The organism is Curtobacterium luteum, from assembly GCF_014646995.1.
In the GTDB taxonomy this organism is placed as follows: domain Bacteria; phylum Actinomycetota; class Actinomycetes; order Actinomycetales; family Microbacteriaceae; genus Curtobacterium; species Curtobacterium luteum.
The window spans coordinates 69620-92309 of record NZ_BMOI01000005.1; the positions used below are offsets into that span (position 1 = coordinate 69620).

General features: G+C 72.5%; 19 protein-coding genes. 15 read left to right on the plus strand and 4 right to left on the minus strand.

The features are described 5' to 3' along the window. Window positions 1–25: 25 nt before the first annotated feature. From IEY20_RS07245 to IEY20_RS07290, 10 genes are all read left to right on the plus strand, one after another. Window positions 26–1204 carry a Gfo/Idh/MocA family protein gene (locus IEY20_RS07245; RefSeq protein WP_175327688.1) on the plus strand — a complete coding sequence of 393 codons (1179 nt, stop codon included), beginning with the start codon at window positions 26–28 and terminating at the stop codon, window positions 1202–1204. Further along, complete coding sequence (locus IEY20_RS07250) at window positions 1204–1902, plus strand: ThuA domain-containing protein (RefSeq protein WP_175327689.1); 699 nt, start codon at window positions 1204–1206, stop codon at window positions 1900–1902. Before IEY20_RS07245 ends, IEY20_RS07250 begins: the two co-directional genes overlap by 1 nt. After that, the gene (locus IEY20_RS07255; protein ID WP_175327690.1) at window positions 1887–2984 is read left to right on the plus strand and encodes a Gfo/Idh/MocA family protein; all 1098 of its coding nucleotides are present in this window, start codon (window positions 1887–1889) and stop codon (window positions 2982–2984) included. Before IEY20_RS07250 ends, IEY20_RS07255 begins: the two co-directional genes overlap by 16 nt. A 31-nt stretch (window positions 2985–3015) precedes the next feature. Beyond that, window positions 3016–4092, plus strand: a complete 1077-nt coding sequence (locus IEY20_RS07260; RefSeq protein ID WP_229727934.1) for a sugar phosphate isomerase/epimerase family protein — start codon at window positions 3016–3018, stop codon at window positions 4090–4092. A gap of 130 nt (window positions 4093–4222) precedes the next feature. After that, on the plus strand, window positions 4223–5563 hold the full coding sequence (locus IEY20_RS07265; RefSeq protein ID WP_188889011.1) for an ROK family transcriptional regulator: 1341 nt from the start codon (window positions 4223–4225) through the stop codon (window positions 5561–5563). Then, the gene (locus IEY20_RS07270; RefSeq protein ID WP_175328461.1) at window positions 5560–6603 is read left to right on the plus strand and encodes an NAD(P)-dependent alcohol dehydrogenase; all 1044 of its coding nucleotides are present in this window, start codon (window positions 5560–5562) and stop codon (window positions 6601–6603) included. The genes IEY20_RS07265 and IEY20_RS07270 overlap by 4 nt, the downstream gene beginning before the upstream one ends. A 588-nt stretch (window positions 6604–7191) precedes the next feature. Beyond that, window positions 7192–8364 carry an MFS transporter gene (locus tag IEY20_RS07275; RefSeq protein WP_229727948.1) on the plus strand — a complete coding sequence of 391 codons (1173 nt, stop codon included), beginning with the start codon at window positions 7192–7194 and terminating at the stop codon, window positions 8362–8364. Window positions 8365–8508: 144 nt separating this feature from the next. Further along, a complete protein-coding gene (gene glmU, locus IEY20_RS07280) occupies window positions 8509–9942 on the plus strand; it encodes a bifunctional UDP-N-acetylglucosamine diphosphorylase/glucosamine-1-phosphate N-acetyltransferase GlmU (RefSeq protein ID WP_175328462.1) in 1434 nt (477 codons plus the stop codon). Window positions 9943–9996: 54 nt separating this feature from the next. Next, entirely contained in the window at window positions 9997–10974 is a 978-nt protein-coding gene (locus IEY20_RS07285; RefSeq protein WP_022904830.1) for a ribose-phosphate diphosphokinase, read from the plus strand. Window positions 10975–10982: 8 nt separating this feature from the next. Then, window positions 10983–11780 (plus strand): putative protein N(5)-glutamine methyltransferase, encoded by a 798-nt coding sequence (locus tag IEY20_RS07290; RefSeq protein ID WP_175328463.1) that lies wholly within the window; start codon window positions 10983–10985, stop codon window positions 11778–11780. Here IEY20_RS07290 and IEY20_RS07295 read toward each other — a convergent pair. Beyond that, window positions 11767–13329, minus strand: coding sequence for a molybdopterin-dependent oxidoreductase (locus IEY20_RS07295; RefSeq protein ID WP_175328464.1), 1563 nt, complete (start codon window positions 13327–13329; stop codon window positions 11767–11769). The two genes, IEY20_RS07290 and IEY20_RS07295, sit on opposite strands and share 14 nt — an antisense overlap. A 157-nt stretch (window positions 13330–13486) precedes the next feature. Between IEY20_RS07295 and IEY20_RS07300 the strand changes: the two genes are divergently transcribed. Continuing rightward, on the plus strand, window positions 13487–14173 hold the full coding sequence (locus IEY20_RS07300) for a hypothetical protein (RefSeq protein ID WP_175328465.1): 687 nt from the start codon (window positions 13487–13489) through the stop codon (window positions 14171–14173). A 137-nt stretch (window positions 14174–14310) separates the two neighbouring features. On the opposite strand, the gene gnd is transcribed toward IEY20_RS07300, so the two are convergent. Then, entirely contained in the window at window positions 14311–15768 is a 1458-nt protein-coding gene (gene gnd / locus IEY20_RS07305) for an NADP-dependent phosphogluconate dehydrogenase (RefSeq protein WP_175328466.1), read from the minus strand. 114 nt (window positions 15769–15882) lie between these two features. Between gnd and IEY20_RS07310 the strand changes: the two genes are divergently transcribed. Beyond that, window positions 15883–16422, plus strand: coding sequence for a gluconokinase (locus IEY20_RS07310; protein WP_022904825.1), 540 nt, complete (start codon window positions 15883–15885; stop codon window positions 16420–16422). A gap of 126 nt (window positions 16423–16548) precedes the next feature. Here the strand turns inward: IEY20_RS07310 and uxaC are convergent, their stop codons facing one another. Together uxaC and IEY20_RS07320 are read right to left on the minus strand one after the other, a co-directional pair. Then, a complete protein-coding gene (gene uxaC / locus IEY20_RS07315) occupies window positions 16549–17985 on the minus strand; it encodes a glucuronate isomerase (protein ID WP_188889020.1) in 1437 nt (478 codons plus the stop codon). A gap of 61 nt (window positions 17986–18046) precedes the next feature. Further along, the gene (locus tag IEY20_RS07320; protein WP_175328468.1) at window positions 18047–19135 is read right to left on the minus strand and encodes a LacI family DNA-binding transcriptional regulator; all 1089 of its coding nucleotides are present in this window, start codon (window positions 19133–19135) and stop codon (window positions 18047–18049) included. 146 nt (window positions 19136–19281) lie between these two features. On the opposite strand from IEY20_RS07320, the gene IEY20_RS07325 reads away from it, so the two are divergent. From IEY20_RS07325 to IEY20_RS07335, 3 genes are read left to right on the plus strand one after another with little or no spacing between them, the layout of a single operon-like run. Next, window positions 19282–20640, plus strand: coding sequence for an ABC transporter substrate-binding protein (locus IEY20_RS07325; protein ID WP_188889022.1), 1359 nt, complete (start codon window positions 19282–19284; stop codon window positions 20638–20640). Next, window positions 20640–21689 (plus strand): carbohydrate ABC transporter permease, encoded by a 1050-nt coding sequence (locus IEY20_RS07330; RefSeq protein WP_229727936.1) that lies wholly within the window; start codon window positions 20640–20642, stop codon window positions 21687–21689. Before IEY20_RS07325 ends, IEY20_RS07330 begins: the two co-directional genes overlap by 1 nt. Further along, entirely contained in the window at window positions 21686–22639 is a 954-nt protein-coding gene (locus IEY20_RS07335; RefSeq protein ID WP_204620646.1) for a carbohydrate ABC transporter permease, read from the plus strand. The genes IEY20_RS07330 and IEY20_RS07335 overlap by 4 nt, the downstream gene beginning before the upstream one ends. Window positions 22640–22690: the final 51 nt, after the last annotated feature.

Below are 22690 nucleotides of genomic sequence, written 5' to 3' on the forward strand. Positions count from 1 at the left end.
GACGTGATCGCAAAGGAGCGAACGAATGGCATCGGACCGACTTCGAGTGGCGATGGTGGGCCACGGTTTCATGGGAGCCGCCCACTCGCAGGGGTGGCGGACCGCCCCGAGGTTCTTCGACCTCGGGGTCGAGACCGAGATGACGGTGGTCGTCGGGCGTGACGCCGAACGGACCGAGGCGTCGCGTCGGCAGTACGGCTGGCAGACCGCGTCGACCGACTGGCGTGCGGCTGTGACGGACCCCGACATCGACGTGGTCGACATCTGCTCGCCCGGCTCCTCGCACGTCGAGGTCGCGATCGCCGCGCTCGAGGCCGGCAAGCACGTGCTGTGCGAGAAGCCCCTCGCGAACTCGGTCGCGGAGGCCGAGGCGATGACCGCGGCCGCCGCCGCTGCGCGGGCGTCGGGCGTCCGCTCGATGGTCGGCTTCAGCTACCGTCGCGTGCCCGCCATCGCGTTCGCGAAGCAGCTGGTGGAGGCCGGGAGGCTCGGCACCGTCCGGCAGGTCCGCGCGCTCTACCTGCAGGACTGGTTGGCAGACCCCGAGGGACCGATGACCTGGCGACTCGACAAGTCGCTCGCGGGCTCCGGCTCGCTCGGTGACATCGGCGCGCACGCGATCGACCTCGTGGAGCACGTCACGGGAGCGTCGCTCGCCACGGTGTCCGGCACGCTCGAGACCTTCGTGACCGAGCGCCCGCTCATGGCCGAGGGGGTCGGACTGTCGGGCACCGCCTCCTCCGAACGCGGGCAGGTCACGGTCGACGACGCCGCGTTCTTCACCGCGCGGCTCGCCGGCGGCGCTGCCGACGGGGCGATCGGCACGTTCGAGGCCACGCGCTACGCGACCGGCCGGAAGAACGGCCTCACGCTCGAGATCAGCGGGTCCGACGGCGCGATCCAGTTCGACCTCGAGTCGATGAACGAACTGCGGTTCTACGACGCGACGGCCCCGGCGGGGGAGCAGGGCTTCCAGCGGATCATCGTGACCGAGCCCGAGCACCCCTACATGGCGGCCTGGTGGCCGACCGGGCACCTCATCGGCTACGAGCACACCTTCAGTCACGAGGTGAAGGACTTCGTGCAGGCGATCGTCGCGGGCGAGGACCCGTCCCCGTCCTTCGAGGAGGGCCTGCACGTGCAGCGGGTCCTCGACGCGGTCGAGCGCAGCGCGGCCGACGGCAGCGCCTGGACGGTGATCTGATGGCCGCGGCGCGTCGCGCACTGGTGGTGCGTGGTGGGTGGGACGGGCACATGCCGGTCGAGACCACCGACCTGTTCATCCCGTTCCTGCGGGACAACGGCTTCGACGTGCAGGTGTCGGAGTCGACCGCGGTGTACGCCGACGACGCCGTGATGGCGGACCTCGACCTCATCGTGCAGATCGTGACGATGTCGACGATCGCGGACGAGGAGTTCGCCGGGCTCCAGAAGGCCGTCCTCGGCGGGGCGGGCCTCGCCGGGTGGCACGGCGGGATCGCGGACGCGTTCCGGAACACCGCCGACTACCTCCACATGATCGGTGGGCAGTTCGCGCACCACGCGGGCAAGCACCCGTCCGAGCGCACCGGCGAGCAGTCGGACAACTACATCCCGTACACGGTGCACATCACCGAGGCGGGGCACGAGCACCCGATCACGCAGGGCATCGAGGACTTCGACCTCGTGACCGAGCAGTACTGGGTGCTCTCCGACGAGTACAACGACGTCCTGGCGACCACCACGCAGGAGGCGCGGGACTTCGACGCCTGGAACCGACCGGTCACGGCGCCGGCGATCTGGACCCGGCAGTGGGGCGAGGGACGCGTGTTCGTCTCCGCCCCCGGACACCGGCTCGAGGTCGTCGAGTCGCAGCCACTCCGCACGATCATCGAGAGGGGACTCCTGTGGGCAGCCCGTTGAAGGTCGGTGTCGTCGGCGTCGGCGTCATCAGCCAGCAGTACTTCGAGCACTTCCCGGCGCTGCCCGGACTCGAGCTCACCGCGGTCGCGGACATCGACGTCGCCCGCGCGCAGTCCGTCGGCGAGACGCAGGGCGTCCGTGGATCGTCGGTCGACGACCTCCTGGCCGCCGACGACGTCGACGTCGTGCTCAACCTGACGATCCCGGCCGCGCACGCCGAGGTCGCCACCCGGGCGCTCGAGGCCGGCAAGCACGTCTACGGCGAGAAGCCGCTCGCGATGTCGACGGCCGAGGCCCGGCCGGTGCTCGACCTCGCTCGACGGTCCGGCCTGCGGGTCGGGAGCGCCCCCGACACGGTGCTCGGGACGGGCATCCAGACCGCCCGCGCCGCCCTCGACGACGGGCTGATCGGGAGCCCGGTCGGCGCCGCGGTGTCGTGGTCCGCGCCCGGCCACGAACTCTGGCACCCGGCCCCCGCGTTCTACTACCAGCCCGGCGGCGGCCCGCTGCTCGACATGGGGCCGTACTACCTGACGAGCCTCGTGCAGTTCTTCGGCCCGGTCGTCCGCGTGAGCGGTGCCTCGACCCGCTCCGACCGCGAACGCACCATCGCGACCGGTCCCGCCGCGGGCACCCCGCTCCGGGTGGACATCGACACGCACGTGGTGGCGGTCCTCGAACACGCGAACGGGGTCGTCTCGACGGTCACGGTGTCGTTCGAGGTCTGGGCGACCCGGGCACCGCTGTTCGAGGTGTACGGCACCGCGGGCACGCTCGGCGTCCCGGACCCGAACCGGTTCTCCGACCCGGTGTCGATCGCGACCGCCGACGACCGCGAGTGGCGCGAGCTGCCCGTGAGCGCCGGGTACGCCGACGCCGGCCGCGGCTACGGGCTCGCCGACATGGCGCACGCGATCGCCACCGACCGGCCGCACCGGGCCGACGGCGAGCTCGCGTTCCACGTGCTCGAGGTGATGGAGGCCGTGTCGACGGCAGCCCGTGAGCACACCGTGGTCGAGGTGCGGTCGCAGGTCGACCGGCCCGAGACCGTGCCCGCAGGGGCCACCCCCGGGTCCTGGTGACCCACAGCAGAGGCGAGGAAGGACGACGACGATGACGACGACGGACGGAACCGACGAGGCGGGGGCGAGCAGCGCCTCCAGGCCGGACGATGCCGGGCGGCCGACACGGTCGGTCACCCTGTTCACCGGCCAGTGGGCCGACCTGCCCTTCGAGGAGGTGGCGCGCCGTGCGGGGGAGTGGGGCTACGACGGCCTGGAGATCGCGTGCTGGGGCGACCACCTGGACGTCCGGCGCGCCGCGACCGACCCCGGGTACGTGGCGGACCGGAAGGCGATCCTGGAGCGGAACGGGCTGCAGGTCTGGACCATCGCGAACCACCTGGTCGGTCAGGCGGTCTGCGACGACCCGATCGACCAGCGGCACCAGGACATCGTGCCGGAGCACGTGTGGGGCGACGGCGACCCGGAAGGCGTGCGCCAGCGGGCCGCGGAGGAGCTGCAGTGGACCGCCCGGGCGGCCGCGGCGCTCGGCGTCCGGACCGTGACCGGGTTCTCGGGGTCGTCGATCTGGAAGACCGTCGCCGGGTTCCCGCCCGTGCCCCCGGGCATGATCGACGCCGGCTACCAGGACTTCCACGACCGGTGGTCGCCGATCCTCGACGTCTTCGAGGAGGTCGGCGTGCGGTTCGCGCTCGAGGTGCACCCGTCCGAGATCGCCTACGACTACTGGACGGCTCGTCGGACCCTGGAGGTCTTCCGCGACCGTCCGGCGTTCGGGTTCAACTTCGATCCGTCGCACTTCGTCTGGCAGGACCTCGACCCCGCCGCGTTCTTGCTCGACTTCGCCGACCGGGTGTACCACGTGCACTGCAAGGAGTCGGTCAAGCAGCTCGACGGGCGGAACGGCCGGCTGTCGTCGCACCTGCCGTGGGGCGATCCCCGGCGCGGCTGGGACTTCGTCACGGCCGGACACGGGGACGTGCCGTGGGAGCGGGTGTTCCGCGTGCTGAACCACATCGGGTACGACGGGCCGACGAGCGTCGAGTGGGAGGACGCCGGCATGGACCGACTCGTCGGCGGCCCCGAGGCGCTGGCGTTCGTGCGGCGGCTCGGGACGATCGCGCCGCCGGAGGCCGCGTTCGACGCCGCGTTCTCGCGCTCGCGCTGAGCGGCGGCCAGCCCCGAGTCTCGTGCTGAGCGACAGTTCTCGCGCGGTTCGCCGCGAGGACTGTCGCCCACACCGAGACTCGGCACCGCCAACACCCACCCACCCAACCACTCGACCGACGGAGGACCCCGTGGCACCACGCGCAGCACCGCCCGCCGGCGCCCGCGCACCCGGCAACGCCGCCCGCGTCCTCCGGCTCGTGCACGAGGAGGGACCCATCAGCCGCGCCGAGCTCACCCGGCGCACCGGACTCAACCGGTCGACGACCCTCGCGCTCGTCGGCGAGCTCGTCGACCTCGGCCTCGTGCACGAGGACGCCCCCGCCACCGGGGTCCGCGGTGCCGGGGTCGGCCGGCCGAGCCCGGTCGTCCGAGCCTCGGCGGACGTGGTCGCCGCCGCAGCCGTGGTCGAGATCGACGCCGTGACGGTCGCCCTCGTCGGCCTCGACGGCTCCGTCCGGCACCGCCGCGCCGAACCCCAGGCAGCACCGCCGACCGCCGCCGAGGCCGTCGCCACCGTCGCCCGGCTCCTCGACGAGCTGGTGGCCCACGCGAGCAGCACGACCGGGCCCGTCCGCGTCGTCGGGATCGGCGTCGCGGTCCCCGGCACCGTCCGCGCCGAGGACGGCACGGTCCAGTACGCGCCGCACCTCGGCTGGCACGACGAGCCCGTCGCCGAGCCCCTCGCGGACCGCACGGGGCTCCCCGTCGCGGCGGCGAACGACGCGGACCTCGGCGCCTGGGCGGAACGACTCGCGGGCAGCGGCCGGGGCGTCGACGACGTCGTCTACCTCAACGGTGGCGCGAGCGGCATCGGCGGCGGGGTCATCACCGCCGGTCGACCGCTCATCGGCGCCGACGGGTACGCCGGCGAGCTCGGGCACACCTTCGTCGCCGCGAACGGCATCCGCTGCCACTGCGGAGCCGTCGGGTGCCTCGAGACCGAGGCGTCCCGCGAGGCCCTCACCTCGGTCGCGGGCACGCCGCCGGACGACCTCCGCGCCCTGGCCGCCGCGCTCGCCGAGGAGCGACCCGACCTCGAGTCGGTCGTGGACCGGCAGGTGTCGGCACTCGTGACCGCGCTCCGCAACGCCATCCACACCGTCAACCCCGAGGTCGTCGTGCTCGGCGGGTTCCTCGGGGTGCTGCTCGAGCACGTCGGCGACCGGATCCTCGACGACGTCCGCGCCCAGTCGATGCCGGGGACTGCGGACCGACTCCGCATCGTGCCCGCGGCCCTCGGCGACGACGTCCTGACGCGGGGCGCGGCCGAGGTCGGCTTCCGCGAGCTGCTCCGCGACCCGGCCGCGCACACCGGCGCCGCCCGGCCCGCCTCCGCGCGCGCCGACGCCGCCGCCGCCGCGCCCGCCGCCGCCGCGCAGCCCGCGGCCGGGCGCACCCGCGCACCCTCCTCCCCGAACGCACCAGGAACCGACCGCGACGCCGCGGCCGAGGAAGCGAGAACCCCATGACCACCGAGACCCCCGACCACCAGCGCACGAGCGTGCTCCTCGGCACCCAGGACCTCACGGTCGAGGACCGCCCCGTCCCGACGCCCGACCCCGGCGACGTCCTCGTCCGGGTCGCGGCCGTCGGTGTCTGCGGGTCCGACGTGCACTACTACCGGCACGGCCGCATCGGTGACTTCGTCGTCGAGGAGCCCCTCGTCCTCGGCCACGAGCTCTCCGGCACGGTCGTCGCCGTCGGCGCGGGCGTCGACGAGTCCCGAGTGGGCGAGCGCGTCGCCGTCGAGCCGCAGCGCCCCTGCCACCGGTGCGCGCAGTGCCTCGCCGGGCGGTACAACCTCTGCCCGCACATGCGCTTCTACGCGACGCCGCCGATCGACGGCGCCTTCACCGAGTACGTGACCATCGAGTCCGAGTTCGCGCACACCCTGCCCGACACCGTCTCGTTCGAGGCCGGCGCGCTCCTGGAGCCCCTGTCGGTCGGCATCGCGGCCGTGCGCAAGGCGGGCATCGTCCCGGGCTCCTCGGTCCTCATCGCCGGTGCCGGGCCGATCGGTGTGATCTGCGCGCAGGCCGCCCGGGCGTTCGGTGCGAGCCGGATCGTCGTGAGCGACCTCGTCGCCGAGCGACGCGAGCGGGCCCTGTCGTTTGGCGCCACCGAGGTCGTCGACCCAACCGTCGTGGACGTCACCTCGGACATCGTGCCGGTGGACGCGTTCATCGACGCGAGCGGGGCACCCCGTGCGGTCTCGGACGGCATCAAGGCGGTCGGTCCCGCGGGCGCCGCGGTCCTCGTCGGCCTCGGCAACTCCGAGATGACGCTCCCGGTCGAGCACATCCAGAACCTCGAGGTCACCGTGACCGGCATCTTCCGCTACACGAACACGTGGCCGGTCGCGATCGGCCTGGTCGCGTCCGGGCAGGTGGACCTCGACTCGCTCGTCACCGGGCGCTACGGCCTCGACGAGGTCCGCGAGGCCCTGGAGTCCGACACCGACCCGGCGTCGCTGAAGTCCGTCGTCTACCCCGGTGGTGCACCCGCCTGAGCACAGCGACACGGCCGACCCGGTCCGTCGGTGCGGCGGGGTGCGCGGCGCCGCCCCCGCGGTCGTCCGGCGTGCGTCCCGCGCCCGGCGCGACCCGCTGACGGACTCGGCGCACGCCGCCGGTTCCGGCGTGACGCGTCAGCGGCAGGCCGGCCGTGCCGGTGGGGGGAGGCACGGTGCGGGCCAGCACCGTGCCTCCAGTCCGTCGTCTGCGCACGTCGTGACGGGTCGCGCTCTGACGGCATGCGTCTCCAGGCCGGGGTGCGCGCGCGTCGCGCGAGCGGCGGTGTCCCCTCGTCACGGGCCACCCGCCCGACACCCCGACGCGCTACCGTTCGCCCATGACCGTGTCGCCCACCGCCGTGCCACCGCAGCGCACCGACCGCCGCGCGCTCGTCTCGTGGGCGCTCTGGGACTGGGGGTCCGCGGCGTTCAACGCCGTCGTCACCACCTTCGTGTTCAGCACCTACCTGGCGAGCCGCGCGTTCGTCGACCCGGCCCCTCGTCGCCGACACCTCGGCGGCGGGCAGGGCGGTCGTCGAACGGGAGCTCGCGCACAACGCCGCCGTCGTCTCCACGACGCTCGCGATCGCCGGGGTCGTCGTCGCCCTCGTCGCGCCCGCGGTCGGGCGACTCGCGGACAGCACCGGCCACCGTCGCCGATCCGTGCTGATCGCCACGATCGGCATCGCCCTGTCGATCGGCGGCATGGTGTTCGTGGCGCCGAGCCAGCCCTACCTGTACCTCGGTGCAGCCCTGCTCGGGATCGGCACCGTCGCGTACGAGATCGCGAGCGTGGGCTACAACGCGATGCTCGGCCAGGTCGCCCCGGGGGACCGCACCGGCCGGGTATCGGCCATCGGCTGGGCGGCCGGCTACTTCGGCGGCATCGTGCTGCTCGTCGTGCTGCTCGTGCTCTGCATCCAGGACTTCGGCGGCGGTGACGTCGCCGGACTCCTGCGCCTCCCGGCGACGGTGGCGACCGGGCAGTGGGACGTCCGCGTCGCGATCGGCATCGCCGCGGTCTGGCTCGCCGTGAGCTCGGTGCCGCTGTTCCTCGTCGTGCCCGAGGCCGCCGCGGACCGGTCGCGCGGCGGCGGCGTGCTCTCGGCGTACCGTGACCTCGGCCGCGACGTCGCACGCCTGTGGCGGGAGCGGCGCGACGTGCTCGGGTTCCTCGTCGCGAGCGCGGTGTTCCGCGACGGGGTCGGTGCCGTCTTCACCTTCGGCGGCATCATCGCCGCGCAGGTCTTCGGGTTCTCCGCGTCGCAGGTGATCCTGTTCGCCATCGCCGCGAACGTCGTCGCCGGCGTCGCGACCTACGCCTCCGGGTGGCTGGACGACCGGTTCGGGTCGCGTGCGCTCATCATGGTCTCGCTCGTCGGACTGGCGCTCTGCGGCCTCGGGGTGCTCGCCGCGGGGACGTCGGCCGCGCTGTTCTGGGTGCTCGGACTGACCCTCGCACTCTTCGTCGGGCCGGTGCAGGCGTCGTCGCGGGCCTACCTCGCGCGGCTCGCGACGCCCGGCCGGGAGGGCGAGCTCTTCGGCCTGTACGCCACCACCGGCCGCGCGGCGACGTTCCTCGCGCCGACGCTGTTCTCGCTGGCCGTGACGATCGGCGGCTCGACGCGGTACGGGATCCTCGGGATCGTGGTGGTGCTCGTGGCGGGGCTCGTGTGCATGGCGTTCGTGCGGACCTCGGCGGACCGGGCGCCGGGGGTGGCCGATCGGGGCGAGCGCCGGGGGTCGGACCGGGCGTAGCCGGTCGGACCGGGCGGAGGTGGTCGTTCGTTCCGCCACACCTCGCCCGATCCCGCCTCCCATCGTGTCCGTGACGGGAGGGACCGCGCACCGGACCCGCACCGCCCGGGCACCGCTCAGCCCCGGTTGCGCCAGGATGGGACCATGACCGACCAGCGCATCGCCGTCGTCGTCCTCGCCGCAGGCCAGGGCACGCGCATGAAGTCCGCCACGCCCAAGGTGCTGCACCGCCTCGCCGGGCTGCCGCTCATCGCGCACGTGCTCCGGACCGCGTCGTCGCTCGAGCCCGCCCACGTCGCCGTCGTCGTGCGACACGAGCGGGACCGCGTCGCAGCCGAGGTCGTCGAGCGTGCGCCCGACGCCCTCGTGGTCGACCAGGACGAGGTCCCCGGCACCGGCCGTGCGGTCGAGGTCGCGGTGCGGGCGCTCCCCGCGGACTTCGACGGTGCCGTCGTGGTGTTGTCGGGCGACGTCCCGCTGCTCGACGTGGTGTCGCTCCGTGCGCTCGTGGACGCGCACGTGGGCGGCGGCAACGGCGCCACCTTCGTGAGCGCGATCGCCCCCGACCCGACGGGGCTCGGCCGCATCGTCCGTGACGAGGCCGGTGCGTTCGTCGGGGTCGTCGAGCACAAGGACGCGACGCCCGAGCAGCTGACGATCACCGAGGCGAACGCGGGCATCTACGCCTTCGACGTCACGCACCTCCGCGCCGTCCTGCCGTCGCTCACCACGGCGAACGCGCAGGGCGAGAAGTACATCACCGACGCACCGGCGCTGATCGGCGAGCGGGGCGGGCGCATCGACGTCGTCACGCTCACCGACCCGTGGCTCGTCGCCGGGATCAACGACCGTGCGCAGCTGTCCGACGCCGCCCGCGAGCTCAACGCCCGGATCGTCCGCCGGCACCAGGTCGCCGGCGTCACCGTGCAGGACCCGGCGACGACGTGGATCGACCTCGACGTGACCATCGAGCCCGACGCCGAGGTCCTGCCCGGCACGCAACTCGTCGGCGCGACCGCCATCGCCGCGGGAGCCGTCGTCGGACCGGACACCACCCTCCGCGACACCGAGGTCGGTGCGGGCGCGACCGTGAACCGTGTCGACGCGACGCTCGCCGTGATCGGGGCGGGCGCGTCCGTCGGACCGTTCGCGTACCTGCGTCCCGGGACGATCCTCGGGGACCAGGGCAAGATCGGGACCTTCGTCGAGACGAAGAACGCGCGGATCGGCCGCGGCAGCAAGGTCCCGCACCTGTCGTACATCGGCGACGCCGAGGTGGGCGAGGACTCGAACATCGGCGCGAACACGATCACCGCGAACTACGACGGCGTGGCGAAGCACCGCACCGAGGTCGGGTCCAACGTCAGGACCGGGTCGCACAACGTGTTCGTCGCCCCCGTTAGGATTGGTGACGGAGCGTACACCGGCGCCGGGACCACCGTCCGCAAGGACGTCCCTGCCGGGTCGCTGGCGATCAGCTACGCCCCACAGCGCAACACCGACGGCTGGGTCGAGGAACACCGACCCGGCACGCCGGCGGCCGAGGCGGCTCGGCGCGCGCGTGGCGAACAGATCTGACGGCCTCCGGGTCGATCGACACGGCCCTCCGGGGCCAGGGAGTGAGCACGGCACTTGTCCGGAATCAAAGCCACTGGTCAGAAACGACTCGTCCTCGTCTCGGGCCGGGCACACCCGGCGCTGTCGGCGGAGATCGCGGAGGAGCTCGGCGTCGAGCTCGTCCCGACCGACGCGCGGACCTTCGCGAACGGTGAGCTCTACGCCCGCTTCGACGAGTCGGTCCGCGGCTGCGACGCGTTCGTCATCCAGTCGCACACGGCGCCCATCAACGAGTGGCTCATGGAGCAGCTCATCATCGTCGACGCCCTGAAGCGTGCCTCGGCGAAGCGCATCACCGTCGTCGCCCCCTTCTACCCATACGCCCGTCAGGACAAGAAGGGCCGCGGCCGCGAGCCGATCTCGGCCCGACTCGTCGCCGACCTCTTCAAGGCGGCCGGTGCGCACCGCATCATGAGCGTCGACCTGCACGCGGCACAGATCCAGGGCTTCTTCGACGGCCCGGTGGACCACCTGTTCGCCATGCCCGTGCTGCTCGAGCGCTTCCAGGAGATCCTCGACCCCGCGACGCTCACCGTCGTCTCGCCGGACATGGGCCGCGTCCGCGTCGCCGACATCTGGTCGGAGAAGCTCGGCGCGCCGCTCGCCATCATCCACAAGCGCCGCGACCCGCTCGTGCCGAACCAGGTCTCCGTGCACGAGATCGTCGGTGACGTGCGGGGCCGCGTCTGCCTGCTCGTCGACGACCTCATCGACACCGGCCGCACCATCGCCAAGGCAGCCGAGGCGCTCAAGGCGAACGGCGCCACGGGCGTCGTCGTCGCCGCGACCCACGCGGTGTTCTCGGACCCGGCCACCGAACTGCTGCAGAGCGAGTTCATCGACCGCGTGGTCGTCACCGACACGCTGCCGCTGCCCGAGGAGAAGCGGTGGGACCGCCTCGAGGTCCTGCCGATCGCGCCGCTCATCGCCCGCGCGATCCACGAGGTCTTCGACGACGGTTCCGTGACGTCGATGTTCGACGGCGCGGCCTGACCCACCCGGTGGCGTCCTCGCCCGCGCGTGACGCTCTGGCCGCCCGGCTGCGGGCGGCCGGCAGCGTCTTCGCCGAGGACGAGGCCGAGCTCCTGCTCGCGGCCGGCGACGGCGATCCCGTCCGGCTCCGCGGCCTCGTGCAGCGACGGCTCGGCGGAGAGCCCCTCGAGTACGTCCTGGGGTGGGCGGCGTTCGACGGGCACCGCATCCGCGTGACGCCGGGGGTGTTCGTCCCGCGGGCGCGCACGCGTGTGGTCGTCACGGAGGCTGCTCGCCGGCTCCGCCGGTACGACCGCGTCGTGGACCTCTGCTGCGGTGCCGGGGCGATCTCGGTCGCGCTGCTCGAACGCGTCGGGGCGCTCGACCTCGTGGCGTCCGACATCGACCCGGACGCCGTGGACGTGGCGGCGGAGAACATCGGCGACCGCGGCATCGTCGTGGCCGGCGACCTGTTCGCGCCGCTGCCCGAGCGGTTCCGCGGTGCTGTCGACGTCCTCGCCGTGAACGCACCGTACGTCCCGACCGACGCGGTCGCGACGATGCCGTCCGAGGCGCGCGACCACGAGCACCGCGCGGCCCTGGACGGTGGCGCGGACGGGCTCGACCTGCACCGCCGCATCGCTGCGGGAGCGGGGGAGTGGGTGCGGCCGGGCGGGGCCGTCGTGATCGAGGTCTCCGAGGCGCAGGCGCCGACCTCGGCGCGGGCCTTCGACGCACAGGGGTTCGTGACCGAGGTCGTCCAGGACGGCTCCGTGGACGGCACCTGCGTGGTGGCGATCCGGCCGGACGCCGTCAGTCCGCGGTGACCGTCACCGTGTGCCACCCCGTCGCGCCGTTCGGGGCCGGCGTCCGCTCGACGCTCGTCTGCACCTGACCGTCGGCGCCCGTCGCCCGCACCTGCAGCCGGTGCGAGCCCTTCGTCGGCGTCCACCGCCACAACCACTGCCGCCACGTGTCGGCCGAGATCGACTCGGCCAGCGTCGCGTCCTGCCACTCGCCGTCGTCCACCCGGACCTGCACGGCCTCCACGCCGGTGTGCGGGTGCCACGCGACCCCGGCGACCGCGACGGTCGTGCCGGCCTGCACGGTGCTGCCCGCTCGCGGCACGTCGATCCGCGACTCGAGCTTCACCGGACCCCGCTCGGACCAGCCGCGCGGCGTCCAGTAGCCCTGCGCCTCGGAGAACCGTGTGACCTCGAGGTCGGTGACCCACTTCGTGGCCGACACGTAGCCGAACAGCCCCGGCACGACCATCCGGACAGGGAACCCGTGCTCGAGCGGCAAGGGCTCACCGTTCATCCCGACGGCGAGCAGTGCTGCGGTCCCGGTGTCCTGGAGCACGTCGAGCGGCATCCCGGCGGTGAACCCGTCGACGCTGCGGGAGAGCACCATGTCCGCAGAGGCGTGCGGCCCGGCCTTCGCGAGGAGTTCGCGGATCGGGTACCCGAGCCACTTGGCCGTGCCGATGAGGTCACCGCCGACCTCGTTCGAGACGCAGCTCATCGTGGCGATGTGCTCCTGGAGCGGGAGTGAGAGCAGTTCGTCCCACGTGAGCTCCACCTCGCGCTCGACGGCGCCGTGGATCCTGAGCTTCCACGTCGCCGGGTCGACCGACGGCACGGTGAGCGCGGTGTCGATCCGGTAGAACGCATCGTTCGGGGTGATGACGGGCGTGATCCCGGAGACGTCGAGTGAGGCACCGGCCGGCACCGCGGGAGCCGCGGTCGCCGGGGTGGGCAACCGGATGGCCCGCCGCGCGGCCACCGCCGCTTGCATGGTCGCCGTCCCCAGCCGGGAGGCACCGCCCACCACGACCGCGGCCGCTGCGGTGGCGACACCCCAGACCAGGAACGCGCGACGCTCGGGCCGGGCGGGGCCGTCGGACTCGGCGCGCGCACTCGGGACGGCCGCCGCACTGCTGGACGCCTCCCACCGGCGGAGCCGCACCATGAGCGTGCGGAGCACGATGATCGCCGCGGCGACGCCGACCACCGTCGGCGCCCCGTCGAGGGTCCCGCTCCCGGATCGCGTCGTGACCGCGAGCAGCGAGAGCACCCCGCCGATCGCGAACACGACGGCTCCGGCCGGAGGCCGCCACCACTCGAGGACACCGGCGCCGGCGCTGATCGCCGCGACGAGCACGATCATGAGGGTGATGAGCGCGACCTTGTCACCGGTGCCGAACAGCGACACCATCACGTCCTTCGCACCCCGCGGGGCCAGGTCGATCACGGCTCCGCCGACGCCAACGAGCGGGCTCCCTGCTCCACCGAGGAAGAGCGCAGCGAACTCCGCCGCCGCGAGGAACACCACCGCGGCGACGATCCCGACCAGAGCCGCACGCGTCTTCCACACACCGCAGATCGTAGGTCGTCCCGCCCACGTGCAGCCTGGGTGCCCGTCACCTGTGGACGGGCGCTCAGAGACGGTCGCTGTGGAGGACTGCTCGGATTCTCTGCGCGTTCACCGACCCGGCCAGCGCCGATCCGTCGATCCGTGCGACGATCGGGGGGTGCTGAGGCGACCCGACCGTGTTCCCCGGTCCCGTCGCGGGCACCGGGGCCCGTGGACGACGGCGCGGAAGTTCGCCACCCTGCGCTGGACGGTCGTCGGTGTCTGGGCCGCGTTGCTCGCCGTCCGCATCGTCGTGGTCGCGACGTCGCCGGACGCCGACCTGAAGTGGTTCGGTGTCACCGAGGCCGTGGCGATCGCGGTCGGTGTCGCACTCATCGGGTTCGCGCTCCTCCGCGCCAGGACGGTCCGACTCCGACGCGAGGACGAGGCCCTGGCGCTGGCGATCCGGCGCATCGACCCCACCGTGTGGCTCGTCCCCGCCGCTCCGACCGACGAACTCCGACGCTCCGTCGCCGACCTGCGTCCCGGCCTCGCGCTCGGTGACCGGGTCACGTGGGCGTTCGGCGCGACCGAGGCGTCGCTGTGGGAGCTCGACGAGCGGCGTGCCACCCGCATGCTCGTGATCCGGTGGTCGCGGATGGCGCACGTCGGACTCGAGGACGAACGGACCCCGGCCGGCAGCCGTGGCACCGCGGTGGTGCTGCACCACGTGCGGCACGACGACACCCCGGCGGTCGCGACGTTCTTCGTCCGCTCCGGGCCCGGGTCGCGCCGGATGCTCGGACGTGGCCCGCGCCTCGAGCGGCTCGTCGCCGACCTCGCGCGCGAGCGCATCGTCGCCTAGCCCTGGCGAGCCAACCCAGCCCGACCCGGCCCGTGGGGCGACCCGACCCGGCGCTCGAACTGCCGGGCTCACGAGGAGAGGGCCCCGCCGGATCGGCGAGGCCCTCCTGGGTGCGGTCGTGCCGCGGTCCCGAGGCGTCAGTGCGTCGAGGGCTCCTGCTCGACCTCGCGGCGGCCGTCGTCCGACCACAGGGTGTGGAAGGTGCCGTCCTTGTCGACGCGCTGGTAGGTGTGTGCGCCGAAGAAGTCGCGCTGCCCCTGGATGAGCGACGCCGGCAAGCGGTCGGACGCGAGCGAATCGAAGTACGACAGCGCCGACGAGAACCCGGGCGCCGGGATGCCCGAAGCCGCCGCGATCCCGACGATGCGCCGCCAGGCTGCCTCACCCTCGGCGACCGCGTCCGCGAAGTACGGGTCCACCAGCAGGCTCTCGAGCGAGGGGTTCTTGTCGTACGCCTCGACGATGCGGTTGAGGAACTGCGCCCGGATGATGCAGCCGCCGCGCCAGATCTTCGCGATGTCGCCGAGGTTGATGTCCCAGTCGTACTCCTTCGCCCCGGCGATGATGAGGTCGAACCCCTGGGCGTACGCGACGACCTTCGACGCGTAGAGCGCGGCACGGACGTCGTCGGCGAAGGTGTCCGGCACCTCCGCGATCGACGGGCGGCTCTTCACCGACCGCTGGACCGCGGCGCGCTGCGTCGGCTTCGACGACACGGCGCGGGCGAACACGGCCTCACCGATGCCCGACACCGGGATGCCGAGCCCGACGGCGTTCTGCACGGTCCACACGCCGGTGCCCTTGGACCCGGCCTCGTCGCGGATGACGTCCACGAGCGGCTTGCCCGTGTCGGCGTCGCGCTGCTTGAGGACCTCGCTCGTGATCTCGATGAGGTACGACTCGAGGTCGCCCTTGTTCCACTCGTCGAACACCTCCACCAGCTGCTCGACGGACAGACCGCCCGCTCGACGCAGGAGGTCGTACGACTCGGCGATGAGCTGCATGTCGGCGTACTCGATGCCGTTGTGCACCATCTTCACGAAGTGGCCGGCACCGTCCGTGCCGATGTGGGTGACGCACGGTTCGCCCTCGGCGACCGCGGCGATCGACTTCAGGATCGGCCCGAGCGTCTCCCAGGCCTCCTTCGACCCGCCGGGCATGATCGACGGTCCCTTCAGCGCGCCTTCCTCGCCGCCGGAGATGCCGGTGCCGACGAAGTTCAGCCCCTTCTCGCGCAGGTCGTGCTCGCGGCGGATGGTGTCGTGGAAGTTCGCGTTGCCGCCGTCGACGATGATGTCCCCCTCTTCGAACCGCTCCGCGAGCTGCTCGATGACGGCGTCGGTGCCCTTGCCGGCCTGCACCATGATGATCGCGGTGCGCGGCTTCGACAGCGACGCGACGAACCCGTCGATGTCCTCGGAGGCGATGAACCCGGCATCGCCGTGCTCCTGCAGCAGCTCCTCGGTACGGGCGTACGTGCGGTTGTAGACCGCGACCGTGTTGCCTTCCCGTGAAGCGAGGTTGCGCGCGAGGTTCGAGCCCATCACTGCGAGCCCGATCACGCCGATGTTCGCCTGTCCGTCGTTGTCTGCCACGAGGTCTCCTTCGTCCTGTCGTACCGGCCACCAACCTACGGCGGGCGCCCTGGGGTCTGGTGGGTGTTACGGCAACATGGGGAGAACGTTCACCGGCGTCAATACTGTGGAGGGATGACCGACCCCGCCGTCCTCCCGCCCGTCCTCGTCATGGGGGTGTCCGGCTCGGGCAAGTCCACGATCGGTGCAGCCGTCGCGACAGCGCTCGCCGAGCATGGCGAACCCGCCGAGTTCGTCGACGCGGACGACCTGCACCCGGCCGCGAACAAGGAGAAGATGCGGGCCGGCATCCCGCTCACGGACGACGACCGCTGGCCGTGGCTGGACGCGTGCGCGGCACGGATCGCCGCGATCGAGGCGTCCGGGCACCGCGCGGTGATGGCGAACTCCGCGCTCAAGCGCGCCTACCGGGACCGCCTCCGCGCGACCGCGCCCGGGCTGGTGATCGCGTTCCTCGACGGCTCGCGGGAGCTCATCGCGGAACGCCAGTCGCACCGGCACCACGAGTACATGCCGACCTCACTGCTCGACTCCCAGTTCGCCACCCTGGAACGCCCGCAGCCCGACGAGGCCGCGCTCCTCGTGGCGATCGACGGGACCGTCGACGACACCGTGCGGACGATCCTCGCGGGCCTCGCGGTCACTTCCGGCTGAGTCCGGCCTGGAGGCCCGTCACGCGTCCGCCGACGGGGCTCACTCCCGGCTGCTCCCGCGGCCGTGCGCGGAGCGCCTCCTGGCTGCCCACCCGTGCGCGCTCCGCACGGGTGGGTCGGGTCCTGGTCAGAGCTTGAACGTCGCCCGCGGGATGTCCGACACGATGCGGTGGGCGGTCCGCACGGCGTCCTCCTCGGTCAGCTGGTGCGTGACCACGAGCGACGCCAGGTACGCCGCATCGGCCCGCCGTGCCATGTCGTGCCGGGCGGGGATGGAGCAGTACGCCCGGGTGTCGTCGATGAACCCGGAGGTCTTCGTGAACCCGGCCGAGTCGGTGACCGCTGCACGGTAGCGGCCGATCGCCGCCGGGGTGTCGATGAACCACCACGGAGCCCCGGCGTACACCGCGGGGTAGAAGCCGGCGAGCGGGCCGATCTCGCGGGAGAACACGGTCTCGTCGACGGTGAAGAGCACGAGGTGGAACCCGGGCGCCGTACCGAAGTCGTTCAGGAGCGGGCGCAGCGGCTCGGTGAAGGACCCGACCGCGGGCAGGTCGTGCCCGGTGTCGGGACCGAAGCGGTCGAGCGTCGGCTGGTGGTGGTTCCGGAGCACGCCGGGGTGGAGCTGCATGACGAGGCCGTCGTCGACGCTCATCTCGGCCCACCGGTACAGCATGTCGTGGCGGTAGGCGGTGGCCTCGGCCGCGGTGACCCCGGACGGCCCCTCGAGCGCGGCGCGGTGGATCCGCTCGCGTTCGGCGGCGGACAGCGGTGTCGATCCGGCGTCGAGCACTCCCGTGTCGGTGGCCGTCGCGCCGTGCTCGATGAAGTACTGCCGCCGTGCGCGCAGGGCGGCGAGCAGCCCGTCGTGGGTCGCCGTGTCGATGCCCGCAGCCTCACCGGTCGACGCGACCACGTGCCTCCAGTCCGACCGTGCCGGGTCGAAGACGGCGTCGGCGCGGAAGGTGGGGAGCACCCTGCCGCTGAAGGTCGGGTCCGCCGCGAGCCGCGCGTGCGCGGCGAGGTCGGCGTCCGGGGCGTCGGTGGTCGCGAGCACCTCGATGCCGAAAGTGTCGAAGAGGGCGCGCGGCCGGAACCCGGGGGACCGGAGCAGCGTCGCGAGGTGGTCGTACTGCTCGTCGGCGTTCTCCGCGGAAGGTGCCGACCGGAGGCCGAAGACGTCGTGGAGCTCGGTCTCGAACCAGTACCGGACCGGGGTTCCGAGGAAGTCGTCCCAGTGCGATGCGAGGTGGCGCCAGACCTCGCGGCCGTCGGTCGGGGTGGTGCTGACGCGGCCGAGCTGGTCGAGGGGGACCCCGTTGGCGTGCAGCAGGCGGAGGACGTAGTGGTCCGGCGTGACGAGGAGGGTCGCCGGGTCGGGGAACGGCACGTCGTCGGCGATGAGCGCGGCGTCGACGTGGCCGTGCGGGGAGATGATCGGCGCGTCGGCCACCGCCTCGTACACGGTCCGGGCGATGTCCCGGGCTGCCGGGTCGGCGGGGAACAGCCGGTCGGGGTGCGGGGCCAGCGGTGCGGCGGTCGTGGTCGTGCTGGTCTGGGTCATCGTCGACTCCTTCAGGACGGACGGCGGGGCGAGGTCGGGCGGCGGTCAGGTCGGGCGGCGGTCAGGTCGGACGGCGGGGCGAGGCGGGAGCGGGCCCGGTCGACTCGCGGACGGTCAGGTGCGTGGGCAGGGCGACGGCCCCGGCGGCGTGCCCGTCCGGCAGGTCGTCGCCGGACGCCGGACCCGAGCCCGGACCCTGCCCCGCCCCCGAGTGCGCCGCACCGAGGCGAGCGAGCAGCATCCGGATCGCGACCCGGCCCGCTCGCTCGATCGGCGACGTCATCGTGGTGAGCGGCGGGTTGCAGAAGTCCGCGCCGAAGATGTCGTCGCAGCCCACGACGGACATGTCCTCGGGCACCCGGACGCCGCGCTCCCGGAGCCGGGTGAGCATGCCGATGGCGATGAGGTCGTTGAACGCGATGCACGCCGTGGCGCCCGCGTTGACGGCGGCGTCCGCGGCGGCGGCACCCGAGTCGACGAAGGGCGCGTGCGGGCTGATCCGTGCGACGCGGACGCCGAGCCGCTTGGCGACGCGGACGAGGGCCCGCCACCGGCGCTCGTTCGACCACGAGCTGTCCGGTCCGGCGACGTACAGGACGTCCCGGTGGCCGAGGCTCACGAGGTGCTGCACCGCCTGCTCGACCCCGCCGGGGGTGTCGATGAGCACCGACGGCACACCGGCGGGTCGACGGTTGACGACGACGAGGGGCGTGCGTTCGGCGAACCGGGCGATCTGGGCGTCGGACAGGCGGGAAGCGGTGAGCACCGCACCGTCGGCCTTCGTGGCGATCGCACCGAGGGCCGCGAGCTCGGCGTCGGCGGACTCCTCGGTGTCGACGAGCAGCTGGGTCCAGCCGGCCGCCGACAGCTGGTGCTGCGTGCCGCGGATCACGTCGAAGTAGAACGGGTTGGTGATGTCCGAGACGAGCACGGCGACCGCCCGGGTTCGGCCGGAGGTCAGGGCCCGCGCCTGCGAGTTCGCGACGTAGCCGAGTTCGCGCGCGGCCTGCTGGATCCGCTGCTGCGTGACGTGGTTCACGCGGTCCGGGAGCGACAGCGCACGGGACACCGTCGACGGTGCCACACCGGTCGCGTCCGCGATGTCGCGGATCGTCACCCGTCGTCCGAGGTCCGTGCCTGCGCTGCTCACGGTCCCGACGGTAGGCCGGTGTGGCAACAAGTGGCAACCGGTTGCCGGACGTTGCCACCGGCGGGACAGTGGTGGCACCCGGGCAGCGACGCCGACGGTCGGTCGGCGGACGCAGCCCACGGAGGTCTCGAGGAGGAAACCCCCGCATGAGGACACGAAGACTGAAGACCCGCTCCGTGGTCGGAGCCGTCGCCGTCGTCGCCCTCGCAGCACTGTCGCTGCAGGGCTGCGCCATCGTGAACGGCAGCGGCGACGACCCGAACACGCTCCGCGTCATGATGGGCGCGGACACCACGTACCCCAAGGAACGCAAGCAGTGGCAGCAGGAGGTCGCCGCCGAGTTCCAGCGCGCCACCGGCGCGAAGGTGCAGTGGGAGACCTACTCGTCCGCGCAGGAGGAACTGACCGCGATCCAGACGAGCGTCATCTCCGGGCAGGGTCCCGACGTCTACGCGATCGGCACCACGTTCACCCCCACCGCCTACGCCACCGGCGCCTTCGTCGAGATGGGGCCGAAGGAGTGGGACGCGGTCGGCGGCAAGGACCAGTTCGACCCGGCGTCCTTCGGCATCTCCGGACCGAGTGCGTCGAAGCAGATCGGCATTCCGCTCGCCAGCCGCCCGTTCGTGATGGCCGTCAACACGGAGCTGCTCGCCAAGGCCGGCATCACCGAGATGCCGACCACGTGGGACCAGCTCACGGAGGACGCGAAGAAGACGACCGAGGGGGACGTGCACGGCCTGGCGATCGCCTACGCCGACGGCTTCGACCCGTGGAAGTTCATCTGGGGCATGGCGCAGAACGCCGGCAACACGATCGTGTCGAAGGACGGGAAGGCCGAGATCGACGGGAAGGCCGTCGAGGACGCCTACCGCACCTACTTCGACTGGATCACGAAGGACGGCGTCGTCGACAAGGCCGCGATCGGCTGGAACAACGCGCAGGCCCTCGCGCAGTTCACCGAGGGGAAGGCCGCCTTCTTCCCGATGACGACCACCACCGCGATCAACTCGTTCACGGACACGAAGGTCGACGGCAAGTACGAGTTCGCCCTGCTGCCGACCGTCCCGCCGGGCGCGACGTCGCGCCCCAGCGACGGCATCGAGGCCGCCAGCATCCTGTCCGGCGACAACTGGGTCGTCGCCGACTACGGCACGAAGCAGGACCTCTCGTTCGACTTCATCAAGCAGCTCAGCACGCCGCAGGCCCAGCTCGAGTACTACCGGCTCTTCGGCAACCTGCCCACGAACGCCGACGCCGCCGCGCAGCTCGCGGCCGACAATCCGCAGCTCGCGCCGATCATCCAGGCCGGCAAGCTCTCCAAGCCCACCGCCTTCACGGGTGCGTGGTCGGACATCCAGCTCGCCCTGGTCGACGTCGTCGTGCAGTCCATCCCGCAGCTCAAGAGCGGCGGGGTCAGCGACGACCAGCTCCGACAGCGCCTCCAGGCCGCGCAACGGGACGCGCAGGCCACCCTGAACCGCCAGAAGAACGGAGGGCTGTGATGACCGCCACCGAGACCCGCCCGCGGACCGACACGGCGTCGCACCGGCCCGTCCGGCCGGTGGGCAAGACCCCGCTGTACAAGAAGGAGCGTCCGCTCTGGATGCTCCTGCCCGGGGGCGTCCTCATGCTCGCCGTCATCGTGGTGCCGCTCCTCGTCGGGGTGTTCATCGCGATGCTCGACCTGGACCAGTACACGCTGCGGCAGTGGTTCAGCGCCCCCTTCATCGGGTTCGCGAACTTCGTCGAGGCCTTCACCGCATCGCCGCTGCTCCACTCCGTCTGGATCTCGGTCTCGCTGTCGGTGCTCGTCACCGCCGTCACGGTGCCGATCGGGGTGGCCGCCGCGATCTCGACCCAGAACCGCTTCCCCGGCCGCGGGCTCGTCCGGTCCGTCTACCTCATCCCGTACGTGCTGCCCGCGTTCGTCGTCGGCACGTTCTTCCGGACCATGCTCCAGCCGCAGGGCGTCGTGAACTCCGTCCTGCACACGGACGTGCTCTGGCTGAACGGCTCCGCGTCGTACTGGGCGCTCGCCGGCGTGATGGTGTGGACGAGCTGGCCGTTCGTCTACCTGCTCTCCCTCGCCGGGCTGCAGGCGGTCGACAACGAGGTGCACGAGGCCGCGGCGCTCGACGGCGTGACCTGGTGGGCGAAGCTGCGGTACATCATCTTCCCGTACCTCCGCGGCCCGCTCTCGCTGGCGGTGATCATCTCGATCCTGCACAACATCAACAACTTCACCCTGCCGTTCGTCCTGTTCGGCATCCCGCTGCCCTCGAGCGTCGAGGTCATGCCCGTCCTCACGTACATCGCGAGCTTCCAGTCGTTCCGCTTCGGCCTGTCCGCGGCGATGGCGATCTGCTCCCTCGTGATCGTCGCCATCCCGCTGTTCGTCTACCTCCGGGCCGTCAAGCTCGACACCGGTGACGACGCGGGCCCCACCCGCAAGCAGCGCCGCGCCGACCGAGCGACGCTCGCGGCAGCGACCCCCGCGACCCTGGCCGCCACCCCGGCCGCAGCGGCCGACATCGACGGAGCCCGCGCATGAGCACCCAGAACACCTTCCGCACCCGCACCCGCCCCACCGCGACCCTCACCGAGAGCATCACGGCGCGGAACGGCCGGCCGGCCAAACGCCCGTACGACACCGACGTCACCCGGCTCCTGCCGCGCTGGCTGCTCGTCGTCGTGATCGCCGTCATCATCGCGTTCATCGCGGTGCCGGTGCTGTACATCCTGTTCGGCTCCGTCAACTCCGACGTCGCCGTGGCCCGGGGCGAGTACTTCCCGTCCGAGTTCACGCTGGCGAACTACGTGGACATCTGGTCGACGGTCGCGCTCGGTCAGGGGCTCCTCAACTCGATCCTCACCGCCGGCGCGGTCGCCGTCGCGAGTGCCGCGCTCGCCGTGTCCACGGCGTACGTGCTCGTCCGCTTCCGGTTCCTCGGCCGCCTCACGATCCTGCGCGGGCTGCTCGCGCTGCAGTCGATCCCGGGCACGCTCCTGCTCCTGCCCGTGTTCGTGGTGTTCTCGAACATCGCGAGCGCGACGGGTGTCCAGATCATCGGCACCCGCTGGGGCCTCTTCGTCACCTACCTGACGTTCGCGCTGCCGTTCTCGACGTGGGTGATGGTCACGTACCTCCGCGGCCTGCCGAAGGAACTCGAGGAGGCGGCCCGGATCGACGGCGCCTCCAGCGGTCGGATCCTCCGGAGCGTCGTCCTCCCGCTGTCGTGGCCCGGCATCGTCGTGTCGGCGATCTTCGCCTTCCTGCTCGGGTGGAACGACGTCCTGTTCTCGACGATCATGACGACCCCGAACACGCGCACCGTCGCGGTCGTGCTCCAGGTGCTCGGCACCACCCAGGAGGGCGGGGCCGTCCCGATCTACGGCCAGATGATGGCCGCGTCCATCGTGTGCGCCGTGCCGGTCGTCGCGCTCTACCTCATCTTCCAGCGCTACCTCGTCGGCGGTCTCACCGCCGGCTCCGTCAAGTAGGCAGCAACCCAGGACCGGACGGGAGGCGCGGTGCGACCCCGCCACGCGCCT

Excerpts from the sequence above, each read along its gene's own strand:
- IEY20_RS07245 (WP_175327688.1), top strand. The coding sequence starts at position 26 with ATGGCATCGGACCGACTTCGAGTGGCGATGGTGGGCCACGGTTTCATG.
- IEY20_RS07250 (WP_175327689.1), top strand. The coding sequence starts at position 1,204 with ATGGCCGCGGCGCGTCGCGCACTGGTGGTGCGTGGTGGGTGGGACGGG.
- IEY20_RS07260 (WP_229727934.1), top strand. The coding sequence starts at position 3,016 with ATGACGACGACGGACGGAACCGACGAGGCGGGGGCGAGCAGCGCCTCC.
- IEY20_RS07270 (WP_175328461.1), top strand. The coding sequence starts at position 5,560 with ATGACCACCGAGACCCCCGACCACCAGCGCACGAGCGTGCTCCTCGGC.
- glmU (WP_175328462.1), top strand. The coding sequence starts at position 8,509 with ATGACCGACCAGCGCATCGCCGTCGTCGTCCTCGCCGCAGGCCAGGGC.
- IEY20_RS07310 (WP_022904825.1), top strand. The coding sequence starts at position 15,883 with ATGACCGACCCCGCCGTCCTCCCGCCCGTCCTCGTCATGGGGGTGTCC.
- uxaC (WP_188889020.1), bottom strand. The coding sequence starts at position 17,985 with ATGACCCAGACCAGCACGACCACGACCGCCGCACCGCTGGCCCCGCAC.
- IEY20_RS07325 (WP_188889022.1), top strand. The coding sequence starts at position 19,282 with ATGAGGACACGAAGACTGAAGACCCGCTCCGTGGTCGGAGCCGTCGCC.
- IEY20_RS07330 (WP_229727936.1), top strand. The coding sequence starts at position 20,640 with ATGACCGCCACCGAGACCCGCCCGCGGACCGACACGGCGTCGCACCGG.
- IEY20_RS07335 (WP_204620646.1), top strand. The coding sequence starts at position 21,686 with ATGAGCACCCAGAACACCTTCCGCACCCGCACCCGCCCCACCGCGACC.